Consider the following 16,816-nt stretch of genomic DNA (forward strand, 5'->3'; position numbering starts at 1 on the left):
ATCCCGAAATTGAAACATTTTCTCCTCATTCTCAAAATCGAAGTAAAATTCGACCTTTACATATTTATGGGACGATATACTATATATGCAATTTCTATTAGATAGGTAACGTCATGAAAAATATCGCTGTACTGCTCATCTCACTTACTTTATCCGCTACTGCCTATGCAGATGTAACGGTTCAGAAAAACAGAGTCGTGTGCGAAACGAACGCATCGATACAAAAATTCATGAAAAGAAAAGCAGTGAAAAAGAACGCGCAATTACCTAATGGTTGTCGTGTTCTTGAGCGGAAAAGAAAAGTAGAGGTTGTGAAAAACTTCCCAAATAAAGGCTATGTACTGGTAGAAACTAAGTTAGGCGACAAACTGTTTGTTAATAAAGAAGCGCTCTCTCGCTAGGGTCTGTTGATCCTAGATAGCAGGCTTGTACGGGAAGGTGATCTCAAAAGTTGTGCCTTCTCCAAGCTGACTTTTGCAGTTTATCTTCCCGTCGAGTAGATGCGTCACAAGGTTGTAAACGACGGCAAGACCTAAACCATTTCTTCCTTGCCCTCTTTGAGTAGTAAAGAAAGGATCAAAAATTTTGGTTAAGTTTTCTTCATCAATTCCTTTTCCTTTATCCTTAATCACAATACATATATCGGTACCAACGACTTGAGTTTCAATCTCAATGATTTGTTTTGTTGTTTCATCAGAGTGATAGACCGCGTTTTCGATTAGGTTATTCATGACATCAAGAAGTGCTTCTTTAAAAACAAACGCCGATATGCCAGCTTGCCCTTCTAATTCAATTTCTACGTTATCTTCAGACGTGAGATCGTGATTAGTGACAATATCTTCTATAAGCTCCGATACCATAACCGCATCTTCATGGACGCTTTCATGCTCAATTGCAATTTTTTTAAAGCACTGAATCAGCTCAGACGATTTTTCTAGATTGTCTTGCACCATATCCAAACAAGATTGGGAATCGGCAATAAATTGTTCGCAGCTTTTCTTCGACAATTTTCCACTTGAAAGTAACATTTCAAAGCTCATTACCTTCTCTTTCATATGGGATGCAGAGGTAATACCGATGCCAATCGGTGTATTTAATTCGTGAGCAACACCTTTTACGAGCACGCCTAACGACGCCATTTTCTCTGATTCCACCAGCTTTGCTTGCGTTTGTTCCAGCGCGAATACATTTTCGGTTAGATCGTCAAACGACTCTTCCAATTGCTTGGTTCGCTGATCGACTTGCTCTTCCAGTTTCAAATTCAGACTATCTAACTTCTTAGACGCTTTTCGTAAGCGAGTAATGAGTGAAACAAGAATCGTTATGCTGGCAATAATCACCAATGCGGTAATCACTAAAGTCGTGTATTCGCGGTGCCGATATTCTCGCAGCAATGAGTTGATGTATTTCTGATCTTGTTGAATAAGCATCGCAAGTATTTCACTTACTTCGCTAATTTTTGGCGATAAGTAATTAATGAGTTCAAAAGCAATGGCATCTGAATTTCGTTTCGCAAGCGCTATAACTTCTTTTCTTTCAGGGACCATTTCTTCTACTAAGATGATTAACCACTTAACATCATCATTGTTCGGGAGTTGGTCTCTTAAGTTGTTAATCGACGCTTCTAAAAGTGTATTAGTTTCTATAGAAGACGACGCCCCGATGGCTATCAAACTAGGATCATTTTCTATTACTAAGCGCACTAGTTCAGTTTCTAATTTATTCGCTGCCGACGTGGCTGTGAGAATCGCGTTGGAGCGCTTTTCGGACAAGTCGATAGTTTGCTCTATTTTATTATTTAATTGTAAAAGTGAACTCGCCGCCCAGATGACAAGCCCGACAAGCATTGCTAGCACCAGTATTGATACCGCTAACATTCTGTCTTTACGATTACGTAACATACTCATTCCTGGTCTCAATCCACTCGTTAACTCAATTTCTTAACCCGTTAACGTAACGACCCATTCTTAATTTACGCATGTTCTCTTAGCAGCTCAGCACTATTCATTCATTTGAGTATAGGCTAGGGTCTGTTGATCTTTCGAGATGATTTTTGCAGCAATTTGTGGGGGATTTATACAAGGCAGAGCTCATTCGGTGTAGTCGCTCTACATCAATGGGCGATAACGCAGTAGAAATCAGCCACAAATACTGCCCAAAGGGTTCGACTAGGCGTCCCCGTTCCCATGCCTTTTACTCTTTGTTGCAAGGTATTTGCTTAGAATGCTAGGCATCACACCTTGCGTCGCGATTAAAAGGCATAGAACTCGAACAAAATTTAACCGCGAAAGATCAACAGACCCTACAATAGGCTTGAGCTAAATTTTAACCAATGTGATCGACTTCAAAGACAATCACTTTAAGTTACCGGTAACATTTACACCACAACGTTACCGGTAACATTACAACAATAAACCGGAGTTGATGTGAAACTTAACAGGGATAACCTTAATGAAAACTGTATCTAAAACACTTGTACCTTCGCTAATTGTTGCCATATTGTCGTCTTCTGCATTTGCTGCAGACTTCAAATTAAAAATACAATCTTCCGATCCTTCTGGAGACAAAAACTTTCAGGTTCAACAAGAATGGGTTGAACGTGTCGAAAAAATGTCTAACGGGCGGATCGACATTGATCTCCTGCCTGTTGGCGCGGTGGTAAAACACACCGAAACCCTGAATGCGATCAAAATCGGCATCCTAGATGGGCATATCACCGCGACGGGGTATTTCTCGGGTAAAGATCCTGCGTTTGGTTTGATTGGCAATATGGTTGGAGCTTGGTCTGATACCACTCAACTGCTCCAATACATGAACTACGGTGGCGGCAATGAATTGATGACTGACTTGTATGCCCCTTATGGCGTTCAGTTTGTTGGTGCATCTACGACTGGCGTTGAGGCGTTTGTATCTAAAATTCCGCTTGATGGTGTCGATGATTTGAAAGGGCTAAAGCTGCGCGCTCCTGAAGGGCTCGTTCAACAAGTGTTTGCTGCAGCGGGTGCAACACCGGTTAACCTACCTGGATCAGAAGTATTTACTGGTTTGAGCAAAGGCGTTATTGATGCTGCCGATTACACGGTATTTTCAACGAACCAAAAAGCAGGCATGAACGATGTGGCTACCCACCCTGTTCAACCTGGCTTCCATTCTCTACCTCTTATTGATATCTCCGTAAGCCAGAAAGTGTGGAAGAAAATGCCAGAAGACTTGCAAACGATTTTGAAAACATCCGTTCGTGATTTTTCTTATGACATGACAACACAGCTTAAAATTGCTGATCAAGCTGCACTGAAAGAAGCATCCGCTAATCCTAAAATCACAATTCACGACTGGTCTGCTGATGAACGTAAGAAATTCCGTGAAATTGCGAAAAGCCAATGGAAAGTGTTTGCCGAGCGCTCGCCTAACGCTCAAAAAGTCTATGACTCTGTTACTAGCTTCTTAGAAAACAACGGCCTACTTTAAGGCATCGATTTCTGGTAGTTGCACTGCATTATTACCAGCGCAGCTGCCAGAATCTAAAGGATAAATAGTTGTATGAAACATTCTTCTACCGACACTCAAAGTGACGACGCCCCTAAAAATGCGCTTGATCGCTTTATTGTGAAACTCGGTAATTTACTTAGCCTTTTGTTCATCTTTACCGTCGCTATTTCATTTTATGAAGTGTTGATGCGTTATGTATTTAACGCCCCGACAACATGGGTACACGAGACGGCATCTTTTATTGGTGGTTCACTATTTGTGATAGGTGGTTTGTACGCGTTCGCACTGGATAAACATGTTCGGGTTGTTCTTATTTATGATCATGTTTCGCCCAAAACCCGAAAGTATCTAAACCTTGTCCACCATATTGTTGGATTAACGTTTGCCTCGATGATGGCTTACGCAGCCTACATAATGGCAGCAGAAGCTTGGTTTACGCCATGGGGTGAATTTCGTTTGGAAACTTCAGGTTCGTCTTTGAATCCCCCTTATCCTGCCTTGCTGAAAGGAACAATTTTTGTTGCGCTAAGCGTACTGACTTTGCAATTTTTACTTCACTTGATTGCCGAAATTCGCAACCTAAGGAAGAAAACGGATGTTTGATTTATCTTCAATAGGCATTGGCTGGGGCAGCCTACTCATGCTTGCGTTAATGATCGGCTTGCTGCTCACTGGTATGCAGCTTGCGTTTGTTACCGGCTTTGTTGCGTTATTTTTCACCCTTGGTTGGTTTGGGGTAGATGCACTGCCTTTAGTTACGAGCAGAATGTACGGCTTCGTCGACGGCTACATCTTCCTTGCCGTCCCGATGTTTGTGTTAATGGCGGCATTACTTGATCGCTCGGGTATTGCTAGAGATCTCTTTGATGCCATGAAATCCGTTGGTCGCAGAGTTCGCGGTGGTGTTGCGGTTCAAACATTATTTGTAGCCGTACTATTGGCATCTATGTCGGGCGTTATTGGCGGTGAAACTGTCCTTCTTGGCATCCTCGCGCTACCTCAAATGCTGCGCCTAGGTTACGATCGGAAACTCGCAATCGGTACCACCTGTGCTGGTGGTGCACTTGGCACGATGCTGCCTCCGAGTATCGTACTTATCATCTACGGTTTAACCGCCAGCGTATCAATTGGCGACTTATTCAAAGCGTCGTTTTTACCAGCATTTATGCTCGCAACGTTTTACATTCTGTATGTTTTAATAAGGTGCAAACTTAACCCAAATCTCGCACCATTGCCGAGCAGTGAAGAACTCGCGCAAGATCAAGCCGACGCACCCAACTATTTCAAAGCGCTGTTCTTTCCATTGTTATCTGTTGCTACTGTACTGGGCAGTATTTATACGGGCGTAGCCTCGGTTACAGAAGCCTCTGCCCTTGGTGTAGTAGGCATCATGCTGAGCGCCGTTATTCGTAAAGAAATGAACGCTACCATGCTGAAAGAAAGTGCCATTGCAACAATGCGAACCTGTGGCATGATCATGTGGATCGGCATCGGTGCATCTGCCCTAGTGGGTGTTTATAACTTGATGGGTGGCATTGATTTCGTTGAAGAAACCATTTTATCCCTCAGTGGTGGTAGCCCAACGGCAACACTCATCATCATGATGGTCATTTTGTTGGTTCTTGGCATGTTTCTCGATTGGGTTGGCGTAGCGCTGCTTACCATGCCAATATTTGTTCCCATCATTATTAGCCTTGGTTACGATCCAATTTGGTTTGGCGTGGTCTTCTGCCTGAATATGCAAGTATCGTTTCTGTCTCCACCCTTTGGTCCTGCTGCGTTTTACCTTAAATCGGTGGCTCCAAAAGATATTAGCTTGGGAGAAATTTTCACCTCCCTACTGCCCTTTATTGCGCTGCAAATACTCGCGCTAATTCTAGTGATAGTATTTCCACAATTGGCGTTGTGGTGGCAGTAATATACCCAAGTGACCTCAAGATACTTGGGTATATATCTAGTTTAGGGAAGGTCGCCGTGTCGGCTGACCGAATAAAGACTTTACGTGCTGGCGACACCCGTCAGCACAAAGGAAATTGTGTTCCATGAATAACAAGAAAATTTTGGTAATGGGTGTTTCTGGTTGCGGTAAGAGCCTTATCGGGAGCAAGCTTGCCCTAGCGCTTAAGTACCCGTTTTTCGATGGCGACGATTACCATTCCGCCAAAAATATCGAAAAAATGCAGCAAGGTATTCCACTGTCTGATCAAGACCGATTGGGTTGGTTGCATAGGTTGAATTCGCTGTTTATAGATAACGACCACATAGTGATTGCATGCTCTGCTCTCAAGCCAGAGTATCGCGACATTCTGCGAGAGAATGCTCAAGACATCACCATTGTCTACCTAAAAGGTGATTTCAACACCATTTGGTCGCGGCACCGTTCTCGCCCTAATCACTACTTTAATGGCAAGCAAATGTTAGAAAGCCAGTTCGACACACTGGTTGAACCTTTGCCACCAGAAGCCATTACGGTCGATGTTTCTGCCGACGTTGAAGACGTACTCGCCTCTGCTCTGCGCAGTATACGAGCCATGGAGAATTAAGTGTGATGGGTGAAATTAAAACGGTATCCGTTGTCGGTTTAGGTGTTATGGGAAAAAGCCTTGCGCTAAATCTGTTAGAAAATGATTATTCGGTCATTGGTTTCGACCTCAATTCCAGTTTAGTTCAGCACGCTCATACCGAAGCAGAGAACCTAACTAGCGCTGCGCCGTTCATTCCAGCGCCGGCAATGTCAGCGATCATTTCAGGTTCACAGAGCCCTAGAGTCGTTATCTTATCGGTTCCTGCTGGTGAAGTGGTTGATCAGGTTATCGAAGATTTGTTAGAGGCTGGGCTATCCGAACACGACATAGTTATCGATACTGGAAACAGTTTGTGGACAGATTCAATTAGCCGAGAAGACAAATACAATGGGCGAGTTCGATTTTTCACAACGGCTGTCTCTGGTGGTGAAATGGGTGCTCGATTTGGTCCTTCATTAATGCCAAGCGGTAATGTTGCAGATTGGAAACAGGTACAACCAATACTTGAAGCTATTTCCGCCAAACATAGTGACAGCGTAACCGAAGGTAATGCAACGTCTACCCCTTGCTGTGCATATATTGGTCCCGCTGGCTCAGGGCACTACGTTAAAATGGTGCATAACGGCATCGAATACGCCGATATGCAGCTTATCTGCGAAGCGTACCATTTGCTGCGTGAAGGTTTACATTTAAGCGCTAGCGAAATCGGGGAAGTGTTTAAGCGTTGGAATCAAGGTGTTTTAGGCAGCTACCTTTTGGGGGTGAGTGCAGAGGTATTACAACACCAAGATGCAAGAAGCGCCAAGCCGTTTGTTGATATCGTTCTCGACAAAGCGGAGCAAAAGGGAACAGGATTGTGGACGGCGTTAAACAGCCTTCAAGTTGGATGCCCCGCCCCTTCTTTGACGGAAGCCGTTTATGCTCGCACACTTAGTGCCCAAAAAGCACTTCGTCAGTCCATCTGTACCCAGTCCACCCCTATAGTTCTTAGTCAACCTTTTGCTCGTGAAAGCTGTTCTGAAAAGAGTGAAACGTTCATTAATAATCTACACGACGCCATGTACTGCGCAAAAATCAGTATCTACGCACAGGGGTTTGACTTGATGCGCACGACGGCTTTAGAGCAAAACTGGGATCTCAATTTTACCGAGATTGCTCAAATTTGGCGTGCTGGCTGTATTATTCGAGCGGATCTGTTAAACCCCATCGCTACCGCGTTTGCGAAGGGAAATCATGATCAGACCAAACTCGATCACCTGTTCTTAAATCGCTCAATACACAAGATTTTGCAAGACAATCAAGAAGGTTGGCGTAAATCCGTGGTGAGTGCTGTTTCACTCGGAGTTCCTACTCCAGTGATCACTTCTTGTTTAAGCTACTTCGATTCTCTTCGATGCGATTCATTACCAGCAAACTTGCTGCAAGCTCAGCGTGACTACTTTGGCTCTCATGGTTATTCACGCACCGATGAAGTTGAGGACAAAAAATATCACACCACGTGGCACAGTCACTCTAAAGAAGAAGTCCGAGTCTCCTAAAACATTTCTTTCTATCACCGATATTTCTCACATAATTTGTGATTTTTCGCTGCTTTTTTAAGAAGCTTTCCATAGAATGTTACCAGTAACAATTCTATGGAAAGCCGTAAAGTGAAGAAAAAGCGCCCCACACTTCAAGATGTTGCCGACCTCGTTGGCGTGACTAAGATGACAGTAAGCCGTTGCCTTCGTGACCCTTCACAGGTCTCCGAAAAATTGAGTGTGAAAATTCAGAAAGCCGTTGAAGATTTGGGGTACATTCCTAACCGAGCTCCCGACATTCTGTCTAACGCAAAGAGTAAAGCCATTGGCGTACTCGTACCTTCATTAACCAACCAAGTCTTTGCAGAAGTTATTCGAGGTATAGAACAAGTCACTGCACCCGCTGGCTACCAAACCATGATTGCTCACTACGGCTACAGTTCCGATATCGAAGAGAAAAACATAGCGTCCCTTCTGTCGTACAACGTGGATGCTATGATTTTGTCGGAAAGTGTACACACTCCAAGGGCAAAAAAGATGCTTGAAGTGGCTGCTATTCCTGTCATCGAAATCATGGACAGCACATCTGAACCACTTCACCAAGCCGTTGGATTCGATAATCACGCCGCTGCAAAATCTATGACCGAAGCCATGATCCAATCTGGCAGAAAAAACATCGCTTACTTTGCTGCACGCATGGATTTACGTACTCGATTGAAAATGGCAGGCTATCGCGAAGCCATGACCAACGCAGGGCTTACCCCTCTCGAACTGCAAACAGAAAGTGCTTCTTCATTTACGTTAGGTGCAGAATTGCTCCAAAAAGCCATTGCGGATAATCCAGATATTGATGGCATTTTTTGTACTAACGATGACTTAGCCATTGGTGCATTTTATGAATGCCTTCGATTGGGTATACGAGTACCGGAACAAATGGGCATTGCAGGTTTTCATGGCCACGACATAAGCCAAGTTATGACCCCAAGGTTAGCCACTGTTATTACCCCTCGTGAAGAAATTGGCGTGACCGCCGCAACGGAACTGTTAAAACGACTTAATGGAGAACCCATTACTGATGAAGTTATTGATCTGAAATACTCGGTGGATATGGGGGAAAGCTTGTAGAGCGCATAAGCTGAGTAAAATACGTAATCTAGAAAACTTAAAATAAATGGAATGAGAAAAGGAGCCGGAGCTCCTTTTGTGCTTTATTGCTTTATTGCTTTATTGATATCCATTATCCCCAGTATCTAGAAAACGACACTGTTATCCGAAGCGACCACCAATGTAATCTTGCGTTAAAATATGCTCTGGCTGCTCAAAAACACGCGCTGTTGTGTTCACTTCTACTAAGTTTCCAAGATGGAAATACGCCGTTCTATCAGACACACGCGACGCTTGTTGCATCGAGTGAGTCACAATAACAATACTGAAGTTGGTTTTTAGCTCTTCGATAAGCTCTTCAATAATGCCTGTCGCGATAGGATCGAGTGCAGAACATGGCTCATCCATTAAAATCACTTCAGGCGCTATCGCAATAGTTCTCGCAATACACAGCCTTTGTTGCTGACCTCCCGAGAGCCCAGTGGCTGGCTGATCCAAACGATCTTTAATTTCTGTCCATAACCCTGCGCGTTCTAGCGACTGCTGAACCAATTCGTTCAATTGGTCTTTATCGTCGACTAACCCGTGAATTTTTAGCCCATAAGCAACATTGTCGTAGATGGATTTAGGAAATGGGTTAGGACGCTGAAACACCATCCCAACCTGAGAACGTAACTCTACCGTTTCGACACTTTTGTCGTAAATGTTGCTTCCATCAAGCGTTATCGACCCTTTTACCATGCAACCAGGAACCGTGTCATTCATACGGTTCAAACAACGCAGAAAGGTCGACTTACCGCAACCTGATGGTCCTATCATCGCCAATACTTCACGTTCAGCAATATCAATATTCACATCTCTGATCGCAGGCTTAGCACCAAATTCATAATCTACATGAACATCTCTTGCTGCCATTCTTGGATTATCTACCAGTGGAATACCTATTGTTTTGTCTGGCGCTGCGGCGTGTTCTGGTGGCATCGCCTTTTCCATTTGCGAACCATTCATCGTGCCTGATGCTGTATCTAGTGTTGTTGAAACCATCGTCTTTTCTCCTACCAACGACGCTCTAGGCGTTTACGCATGATAACTGCGCATGCATTCATGAATGCCAGAAACGCCAGTAGCACCATAATTGCGCCAGAGGTGTTTTCGACAAATCCTTTTTCGGGGTTTTCCGCCCATAAATATATTTGTACCGGTAAAGCGGTTGCCGCATCCAGCGGCCCTGATGGGACATCCACAATAAACGCGACCATACCAATCATCAGCAACGGCGCGGTTTCGCCGAGTGCTTGCGCCATGCCTATAATGGTTCCTGTTAACATCCCTGGCATCGCTAAGGGCAAAACGTGGTGCAATACCATTTGCATTTTTGATGCTCCTACACCTAACGCGGCGTCGCGAATAGAAGGAGGCACGGCTTTTATTGCGGCACGGCTAGAGATAATAATCGTGGGTAATGTCATCAGCGTGAGAACCAACCCTCCTACCAAAGGAGCAGACCGTGGTAAATCTGCAAAATTGAGGAAGATAGCCAATCCTAGTAAGCCAAACACAATCGAAGGCACCGCCGCTAAGTTATTGATGTTGACTTCAATCAGTTCAGTGATTCTATTTTTTGGAGCAAACTCCTCTAAGTAAATCGCCGCTGATATCCCTATAGGGAAACTCAGCGAAAGCGTAATAAGTAGAGTAAAGAACGAGCCAACTGTCGCCCCCCATATCCCAGCCAGTTCTGGATCGCGGCTATCGCCATTCGTGAAAAAATTGGTGTTAAACGTCGTGTTGATGCGACCTTGACCTTTAAGCTCACTAAACCATTCAATGTCTTTGTTCTTAAATTGGCGTTCGTCTTCTGGCAACCTTGCATCAATGTTGCCCTTGTTAAATTGGTTAACGTTGTCGCCAGCGAGTGCATAATATGTGATGGTTTGACCGACTAAAGAAGAATCCGCCAACACTTTGTCTCTCAAGTCGTATTCTGCGCCGTTAGAAAGAAATCGGTATAACTGCCTTCTCTCTTTTCTCGACTCAACGTCCGGCAGTGCGACTTTTATCGCATCTCGCAAAACATTCCGATAACTGGCGTTGAACAGCGCGTCTTCAGACAAGTCACCATCTTCAATACGCAGCCTCTCATGTGACAATGTCACTTCCAATTTGATTTCTGTGGTATAAAACGCGGTATACCCTTCGCCAACAATGGAAAATATCAGCACGAATAGAAAACTGAACGCTAACAGAATGGATGTAATGCCGTACGCTTTAAAACGGCGTTCTTTTCCCATTCGGCTAGCAAGCCCTGACTTAATTCGTTCTTTCTTTATGCTGGCGAGTCGTTGCAGTTGATCAGTCATATTGTTCCCTATACTTCTTAACGATCCTCAACGCCACAAAGTTCAGCGCCAGTGTGACCACAAATAAGGTTAAACCCAGTGCAAATGCAGCCAACGTTTTCGGGCTGTCGAATTCCTGATCGCCAACCAATAACGTAACAATTTGAACCGTAACGGTCGTGACAGAATCCAGTGGGTTCGCGGTTAAATTTGCAGATAATCCAGCAGCCATCACAACAATCATGGTTTCACCTATCGCCCGAGATACCGCCAAAAGTAATCCACCAACAACCCCTGGAAGAGCCGCCGGAACGACCACATGCCTAATGGTTTCAGATTTTGTGGCACCTAAACCCAGTGATCCATCACGAAGGGATTGCGGAACCGCAGTAATGACATCATCCGATAATGAAGACACAAATGGGATAATCATGACGCCCATAACAACACCAGCAGCCAGTGCACTTTCGGAAGACGCACTATCTATACCAATACCTTGTGCTATATCGCGAATAAAAGGAGCAGCCGTCAGCGCGGCAAAAAAGCCATAAACAACCGTCGGAATACCGGCCAAGATTTCTAATACAGGCTTCACAATGTTTCGGACGCGCGCATCGGCATATTCTGCTAGATATATCGCACTCATTAATCCAACCGGGGCAGCAATACACATCGCGATAAGCGATATCATTAGAGTGCCTGTAAATAGTGGAATGGCCCCAAATGCCCCACTCGCACCTTGTTGGTCTTCACGCAATGCTATTTGTGGTGACCACTCCAAACCAAACAGGAAATCGGTTGCAGGAATAATTTGGAAAAAGCGAATGGCTTCAAAAAGAACCGATAAAACGATGCCTGCTGTTGTTAAAATTGCCAGTGTTGAGCAAAACAGCAGAAACATCTGCAATATTTTTTCTACGTGATTCCGGGCTTTAAGCTTTGGTCTTACAGCTCGCCAGCCATATGCCAGCCCCAATAACGTGACCGATAACACCGCCACAACACGCAACGTATTCCCTATTGAATTTAACCGTTGGTAATGTTCCGCAGCGCTCAGTAACACACTATCTTCAGTGGATGTTATTCCTATGGCGATATTCACAACTTGGCTAAATGCCAAGTTCTCAGAACCTATTTTGGCCACCAATTCAGATGGAACTTGTGCCATAACTAAGGTGGAGATAAGCGTCGGTTCAAGTGTTTGCCACAGAACCAAAAGAATAAGTGCAGGTACGGCAGCCAAAGTTGCTGCGTAGGACCCATAATAAGCAGGTCTTGAGTGAAGGCTATTCAGCCCACCAGATTGAGATGCTACCGCCAAAGAACGATGTCTGGCTAAGTAAAACGCGACTGCGGTCAGTGCGAGTAGCACAATAACCAGTGTCGATGTGTCCATACTACGACTCCCAGAAAAAGGAGGAAGGAATCGCTCCTTCCTCATGCATGGGGTTACTACAAGTTAGGAGTCAATTCCATGGCTCCGTTGCGTACCACTTTCCAATCTCTTGCAGACAAAGGAATCAAACCACGATCCGCTAGGTAACCTTCGTCACCAATGGCATCTTCTGAAGTAAACGCGCGAACATATTCTTTTAGCCCAGGAATAACATTCTGGTGTGCTTTCTTAACGTAGAAGAAAAGAGAGCGAGACACAGGGTAAGAACCGTCACCGATGGCGTTAAACGTTGGCGATACGCCAGCAATCTTCGACCCTTGAACCTTATCTGAGTTTTGATCTAGAAAGCTGAAACCGAAAATACCAAACGCTGCTGGATTTGCTTCCAGCTTTTGAACGATCAAGTTGTCGTTCTCACCCGCTTCAATGAATACACCATCTTCACGAATACCGTGACAAATCGCTTTATACTTGCTCTTGTCTGATTTTTTAAGCGCTTTAATATCGGCAAATTTCTTACAGCCACCTTCCATTGCTAGTTCAACAAAAGCGTCACGCGTACCCGATGTTGGCGGAGGACCAAGCACTTCAATTTTCTTATTCGGAAGCGCTGGGTTAACTTGGCTCCACGTTGTATAAGGGTTATCGATGTAGTTGCCTTTGCCATCTGGAACAACTTTCGCCAGCGCTAGGAAAATATCTTTTAGCGTGAGATCCAATTGCTGAGATTTCTTCGAGTTCGCAAATGCGATGCCATCGTAGCCAATTTTGATCTCAACAATCTCACTCACACCATTTTTTGAACATAGCTTGATTTCTGAGCTCTTGATCTTACGTGAAGCATTCGTAATGTCTGGCGTATTCTCTCCCACACCAGCACAAAACAACTTCAAACCACCACCTGAACCAGTTGATTCAATTTTTGGCACAGAGAATTTACTGGTGCGTCCAAAACGTTCAGCAACTACCGTTGCAAACGGGTATACAGTGGACGAACCAACGATGCTGATGTAGTCGCGCGATGCTGCAGCTGCGTGACTTGCACCAAATACTGCTGCTGCGGCACAGCTCGCCGCGATCAAAGCTTTCAATTTCACAATCAACCTCCAAGTCGATTTAAACATTGCGATCCAAATCTGGATTTAAAGTGTTTTGCTCTAACGAGCACATTTAACGTATACCCACTTATCCCGCCCTGCGTTACTTCCTGTGCAGCTGCAAAATTCGCGGTCATGCCTAAGACGTTAGGATTGCTATATGACAACTTATTGACACTTTAATTAAATAGATTTGACAGAAAAAAGAAGTGAATGGTCGGTCAAGAATTAGTCATTATTTTTTAGGGAGCTCGATGTTTTACGTCTAGGGTTGTGAGATTCAAAAAGGGAATGACTTAGAGAAATAAGATGGAGATTTGCTATGGAAAGGCCAAGCCGTCGGTTAGAACTTGATGTTATGAACCCACAAAAAGACGGGACGTCGGTCGTTAACAAAAATGGGCGTAAACCTCGCATTCTATTTCTATGCGACGGTAAAAACGCTTGGTCTGGATTAGCGGCTTCTATCCTTCATGAAAAAGCGGGCAGCTTTTTTGACGTGCATGCGGCGTTATGCTGTGAACCAAAACATTCCACCAAAGCCATTCTTAATAAATTAGATATGGAGAGTCTCACTCGAATAGAAACCCGCAAACTTGAGCAGTGTAACCACTTAGACTACGAGTATCTGATCGCTCTTTCGCCCAGCGCGCTGGTTAATACCAAAGCGTTACCGAAACATCGAAAATTCATACCTTGGAACATTGAGGATGAAGCGTATCCAGAGAACCAAATTAACGAGCAACTGAACTATTTACTCTCTCTGTACCTTTATCAGTAAGTAGCGAATCATGCCCTACTACTTACTGCATTTTTTCGATACTAGCCAACATTTAAACAAAGCATCATCAATCATTAACTAGACTGTCATTTACTCCCCCTAGGTTATTACGTAGAACGTTGTAATGACTTCAAGCAGGTTAATATGAAGCAAAAACTCGATGTAAGAAGTATGTTTATCTCGGACCTTCATTTAGGGTTTAAAGATTGCAAAGCGGATTACCTCCTCGACCTCCTGAGAAATTGCCAAGCTGATACCCTCTATCTTGTTGGTGACATCATCGACCTTCAATCCCTTCGCAAACGCATGTTCTGGCCATCTAGCCATCATAAAGTGATCCACCGGATTATTAAGCTCCAACAAAGTGGGACTCGTGTTATTTACATTCCGGGTAATCATGATGCGGCGATGAGGCGTTACTTAAAGCAGTTTTTCGCAGGTGTCGAGATTCTGCCTTACGCTGAATACGTGGCATTAACTGGGAAGCGTTACTTGGTTTGTCATGGCGATCAATTTGATTCAGAGGTGTGTCTTGGCAAATGGCAAGTGACTTTAGGCGATGCACTTTATGATCTGTTGCTGTTTATCAATCGCTGGTACAACACATTTCGAACCATGGGCGGCATGGAGTATTTCTCGCTTTCCAATTACATAAAAAAGAAGATACCAAAAGCCAGCCAGGCCATTGCACGTTATCAGCAAGCGGGTTTGAACTTCGCAGAAAAAAACGGGTACAACGGCATAATATGTGGCCATATCCACTACCCTGAAATCGCCTATCGAGGCGACATGACATACATTAACGACGGCGATTGGATTGAGAACTGCACGGTATTTGTAGAACATCACGATGCAAGCATGGAGCTTATCTACTGGACAAAGCAACAAGCCAGTGTTTCCAAAATACCAAAAGCAGCGTAGAACCGGTCTCATTCATGGCACTAAGGCTCTGATAAACTAGACTAATAATTATCTGCTCTACCTGAGTCTAGAGAATGAATGTTGAAAATACCCTATCTACGCTTTATCGCGCTGAATCGCCCAAGATACTGGCTTCGTTGATCCGCATCTTCGGTAATCACAACATAGATCTTGCGGAAGATATGATGCACGAAGCGTTCAATACGGCACTTCTTAAATGGCGCGAAAAAGGGTTGCCAGACAACCCGAAAGCCTGGCTCATTCAAACCGCTCGGAATCGAGCAATAGACGTTATTCGATCTCAGAAGAATAAGCTTAAGCTTTCAGAACAGCTTTCTGATTTACTTGAAAGCGAGTGGACCATGAGCCATTCCGTTGATGAGTCATTTCACGAGCCATACATTCGTGATGAACAACTGCGAATGATTTTTCTCTGCTGCACTACTGACATTAAGCCACAAAATCAAATTCCATTTATATTAAAAGCGCTCTGTGGTTTTAATAACCGCTCTATTGCCAGCGCTTTGTTGCTGCCTGAAGAAACGGTTAAGAAACGCTTACTCAGAACTAAGCAGCAGCTAAAAGCCTTACCGGATCAACTGCCCAATGAAGAAGACTACCAACGGGTTATTGAACGCGTTCATACCGTTCTTTATTTGTTGTTTAACGAAGGCTTCCATTGCTCCGACCATAAGTCAGCGATTCGCAAAGAACTGTGTCAGGATGCTATCGCACTGATGAAGTTGGTGATAGAACACCCCACACTTCCCAATAAAGAAACCCTTTCACTGTTTGCGCTGATGCACTTTCACATTGCTCGGATAGATACGCGGTTAGACGAGCACAATGCGTTGATTCCCCTCAACCTACAAAATCGTCAACTATGGAACGCTAAGTACATAGATGCGGGCTGCAAAATGCTATCCATTGCAAAAGCAACCCAAACCTCTTTGGAGGGGCGCTTTTTTCTGGAAGCAGCCATAGCCGAGAAACATTGCACCAGTCAGACTTTCGAGGATACGTGCTGGAAGGATATTGTTGGTCTTTACAAGTCCTTAGTCGAACAAACTGATTCCGATGTGGCGAGGCTCAATTTAGCCGTTGCCCTTGGCTACGCGGGGTTTTCTGAGCAAGCCATTGCAGTAGTGACAAAACTTGGGAGTTCACCCCTCCTATCCAAAACACACATGTTAGACGCCACCATGGCGCACTTACATGCAATGACAGGTGATAAGGAAAAAGCCTTCGCTTACGCAAAAGTATCGGGGGAAAAAGGGGGAACACCTCATGAGCAGCAATTGATGCTACAGCAATTATCTAACTTACTCAGTCGCGAATAACATTGTATTTACCCAAGAGTGAATTTGCTTGGGCACTTCAATATTGGACTTTTAATATAACGATACACTTAGGCTTCCCGTTTCTAAAATTACTCTTTCCGTCATTATTATCACATTTAAAACAGATCAAAATTCAATCAGACTTTATTGTATTTCTAAGGTATATCTCTTTGTTAACCTTACATTAGAAATATCGATTTAGTTTCAACTTCAAGACATTAAGCTCAATTTAGTATTTGAACTTTTTTAATATTTCATTTTAAAGGTCACTACTAATTAAAAGTAATCAAGCGATATTCAATAC

Annotated in this window: 15 protein-coding genes; 10 read left to right on the forward strand and 5 right to left on the reverse strand. The window is 44.0% G+C overall.

Annotated features, from left to right (window positions below; genetic code table 11):
* Positions 1–113: 113 nt before the first annotated feature.
* The gene (locus VPNCDNU1_RS27535) at positions 114–401 is read left to right on the forward strand and encodes a hypothetical protein (protein WP_104403342.1); all 288 of its coding nucleotides are present in this window, start codon (positions 114–116) and stop codon (positions 399–401) included.
* Between the two features lie 12 nt (positions 402–413).
* On the opposite strand, the gene VPNCDNU1_RS27540 is transcribed toward VPNCDNU1_RS27535, so the two are convergent.
* Positions 414–1,901 carry a sensor histidine kinase gene (locus VPNCDNU1_RS27540; protein ID WP_167404903.1) on the reverse strand — a complete coding sequence of 496 codons (1,488 nt, stop codon included), beginning with the start codon at positions 1,899–1,901 and terminating at the stop codon, positions 414–416.
* A gap of 550 nt (positions 1,902–2,451) precedes the next feature.
* Here VPNCDNU1_RS27540 and VPNCDNU1_RS27550 point away from each other — a divergent pair.
* The 6 genes from VPNCDNU1_RS27550 (at position 2,452) to gntR (ending at position 8,659) form a co-directional block, all read left to right on the forward strand.
* Positions 2,452–3,468, forward strand: a complete 1,017-nt coding sequence (locus VPNCDNU1_RS27550) for a TRAP transporter substrate-binding protein (RefSeq protein WP_104403344.1) — start codon at positions 2,452–2,454, stop codon at positions 3,466–3,468.
* A 72-nt stretch (positions 3,469–3,540) separates the two neighbouring features.
* The gene (locus tag VPNCDNU1_RS27555; RefSeq protein WP_104403345.1) at positions 3,541–4,092 is read left to right on the forward strand and encodes a TRAP transporter small permease subunit; all 552 of its coding nucleotides are present in this window, start codon (positions 3,541–3,543) and stop codon (positions 4,090–4,092) included.
* The gene (locus VPNCDNU1_RS27560) at positions 4,085–5,407 is read left to right on the forward strand and encodes a TRAP transporter large permease (protein ID WP_104403346.1); all 1,323 of its coding nucleotides are present in this window, start codon (positions 4,085–4,087) and stop codon (positions 5,405–5,407) included. Before VPNCDNU1_RS27555 ends, VPNCDNU1_RS27560 begins: the two co-directional genes overlap by 8 nt.
* Before the next feature lie 124 nt (positions 5,408–5,531).
* Complete coding sequence (locus VPNCDNU1_RS27565; RefSeq protein WP_104403347.1) at positions 5,532–6,032, forward strand: gluconokinase; 501 nt, start codon at positions 5,532–5,534, stop codon at positions 6,030–6,032.
* 5 nt (positions 6,033–6,037) lie between these two features.
* The gene (gndA, locus tag VPNCDNU1_RS27570; protein WP_104403356.1) at positions 6,038–7,552 is read left to right on the forward strand and encodes an NADP-dependent phosphogluconate dehydrogenase; all 1,515 of its coding nucleotides are present in this window, start codon (positions 6,038–6,040) and stop codon (positions 7,550–7,552) included.
* A gap of 96 nt (positions 7,553–7,648) precedes the next feature.
* Complete coding sequence (gene gntR, locus VPNCDNU1_RS27575) at positions 7,649–8,659, forward strand: gluconate operon transcriptional repressor GntR (RefSeq protein WP_104403348.1); 1,011 nt, start codon at positions 7,649–7,651, stop codon at positions 8,657–8,659.
* Positions 8,660–8,800: 141 nt separating this feature from the next.
* On the opposite strand, the gene pstB is transcribed toward gntR, so the two are convergent.
* The 4 genes from pstB to VPNCDNU1_RS27595 form a co-directional block, all read right to left on the reverse strand.
* Positions 8,801–9,553, reverse strand: a complete 753-nt coding sequence (gene pstB / locus VPNCDNU1_RS27580; protein ID WP_201797171.1) for a phosphate ABC transporter ATP-binding protein PstB — start codon at positions 9,551–9,553, stop codon at positions 8,801–8,803.
* 140 nt (positions 9,554–9,693) lie between these two features.
* Complete coding sequence (pstA, locus tag VPNCDNU1_RS27585; RefSeq protein WP_104403350.1) at positions 9,694–10,998, reverse strand: phosphate ABC transporter permease PstA; 1,305 nt, start codon at positions 10,996–10,998, stop codon at positions 9,694–9,696.
* Positions 10,991–12,373, reverse strand: a complete 1,383-nt coding sequence (gene pstC, locus VPNCDNU1_RS27590) for a phosphate ABC transporter permease subunit PstC (protein WP_104403351.1) — start codon at positions 12,371–12,373, stop codon at positions 10,991–10,993. Before pstC ends, pstA begins: the two co-directional genes overlap by 8 nt.
* A gap of 56 nt (positions 12,374–12,429) precedes the next feature.
* Complete coding sequence (locus tag VPNCDNU1_RS27595) at positions 12,430–13,470, reverse strand: PstS family phosphate ABC transporter substrate-binding protein (protein WP_104403352.1); 1,041 nt, start codon at positions 13,468–13,470, stop codon at positions 12,430–12,432.
* 322 nt (positions 13,471–13,792) lie between these two features.
* Between VPNCDNU1_RS27595 and VPNCDNU1_RS27600 the strand changes: the two genes are divergently transcribed.
* From VPNCDNU1_RS27600 to VPNCDNU1_RS27610, 3 genes are all read left to right on the forward strand, one after another.
* Positions 13,793–14,251 carry a hypothetical protein gene (locus VPNCDNU1_RS27600; protein WP_104403353.1) on the forward strand — a complete coding sequence of 153 codons (459 nt, stop codon included), beginning with the start codon at positions 13,793–13,795 and terminating at the stop codon, positions 14,249–14,251.
* Between the two features lie 144 nt (positions 14,252–14,395).
* A complete protein-coding gene (locus tag VPNCDNU1_RS27605) occupies positions 14,396–15,172 on the forward strand; it encodes a UDP-2,3-diacylglucosamine diphosphatase (RefSeq protein ID WP_104403354.1) in 777 nt (258 codons plus the stop codon).
* 74 nt (positions 15,173–15,246) lie between these two features.
* Positions 15,247–16,512 carry an RNA polymerase sigma factor gene (locus tag VPNCDNU1_RS27610; RefSeq protein ID WP_104403355.1) on the forward strand — a complete coding sequence of 422 codons (1,266 nt, stop codon included), beginning with the start codon at positions 15,247–15,249 and terminating at the stop codon, positions 16,510–16,512.
* The last annotated feature ends 304 nt before the right edge of the window (positions 16,513–16,816 follow it).

This window comes from Vibrio penaeicida (assembly GCF_002933855.1).
GTDB classification, from domain to species: Bacteria; Pseudomonadota; Gammaproteobacteria; order Enterobacterales; family Vibrionaceae; genus Vibrio; species Vibrio penaeicida_A.

What these genes read in the sequence shown, in the direction of transcription:
- pstA (WP_104403350.1), bottom strand. Translation starts at nt 10,998, where the DNA reads ATGACTGATCAACTGCAACGACTCGCCAGCATAAAGAAAGAACGAATT.
- VPNCDNU1_RS27565 (WP_104403347.1), top strand. Translation starts at nt 5,532, where the DNA reads ATGAATAACAAGAAAATTTTGGTAATGGGTGTTTCTGGTTGCGGTAAG.
- VPNCDNU1_RS27610 (WP_104403355.1), top strand. Translation starts at nt 15,247, where the DNA reads ATGAATGTTGAAAATACCCTATCTACGCTTTATCGCGCTGAATCGCCC.
- pstC (WP_104403351.1), bottom strand. Translation starts at nt 12,373, where the DNA reads ATGGACACATCGACACTGGTTATTGTGCTACTCGCACTGACCGCAGTC.
- VPNCDNU1_RS27555 (WP_104403345.1), top strand. Translation starts at nt 3,541, where the DNA reads ATGAAACATTCTTCTACCGACACTCAAAGTGACGACGCCCCTAAAAAT.
- VPNCDNU1_RS27535 (WP_104403342.1), top strand. Translation starts at nt 114, where the DNA reads ATGAAAAATATCGCTGTACTGCTCATCTCACTTACTTTATCCGCTACT.
- VPNCDNU1_RS27605 (WP_104403354.1), top strand. Translation starts at nt 14,396, where the DNA reads ATGAAGCAAAAACTCGATGTAAGAAGTATGTTTATCTCGGACCTTCAT.
- VPNCDNU1_RS27550 (WP_104403344.1), top strand. Translation starts at nt 2,452, where the DNA reads ATGAAAACTGTATCTAAAACACTTGTACCTTCGCTAATTGTTGCCATA.
- VPNCDNU1_RS27540 (WP_167404903.1), bottom strand. Translation starts at nt 1,901, where the DNA reads ATGTTACGTAATCGTAAAGACAGAATGTTAGCGGTATCAATACTGGTG.
- VPNCDNU1_RS27560 (WP_104403346.1), top strand. Translation starts at nt 4,085, where the DNA reads ATGTTTGATTTATCTTCAATAGGCATTGGCTGGGGCAGCCTACTCATG.
- pstB (WP_201797171.1), bottom strand. Translation starts at nt 9,553, where the DNA reads ATGGCAGCAAGAGATGTTCATGTAGATTATGAATTTGGTGCTAAGCCT.
- VPNCDNU1_RS27600 (WP_104403353.1), top strand. Translation starts at nt 13,793, where the DNA reads ATGGAAAGGCCAAGCCGTCGGTTAGAACTTGATGTTATGAACCCACAA.
- gntR (WP_104403348.1), top strand. Translation starts at nt 7,649, where the DNA reads ATGGAAAGCCGTAAAGTGAAGAAAAAGCGCCCCACACTTCAAGATGTT.
- gndA (WP_104403356.1), top strand. Translation starts at nt 6,038, where the DNA reads ATGGGTGAAATTAAAACGGTATCCGTTGTCGGTTTAGGTGTTATGGGA.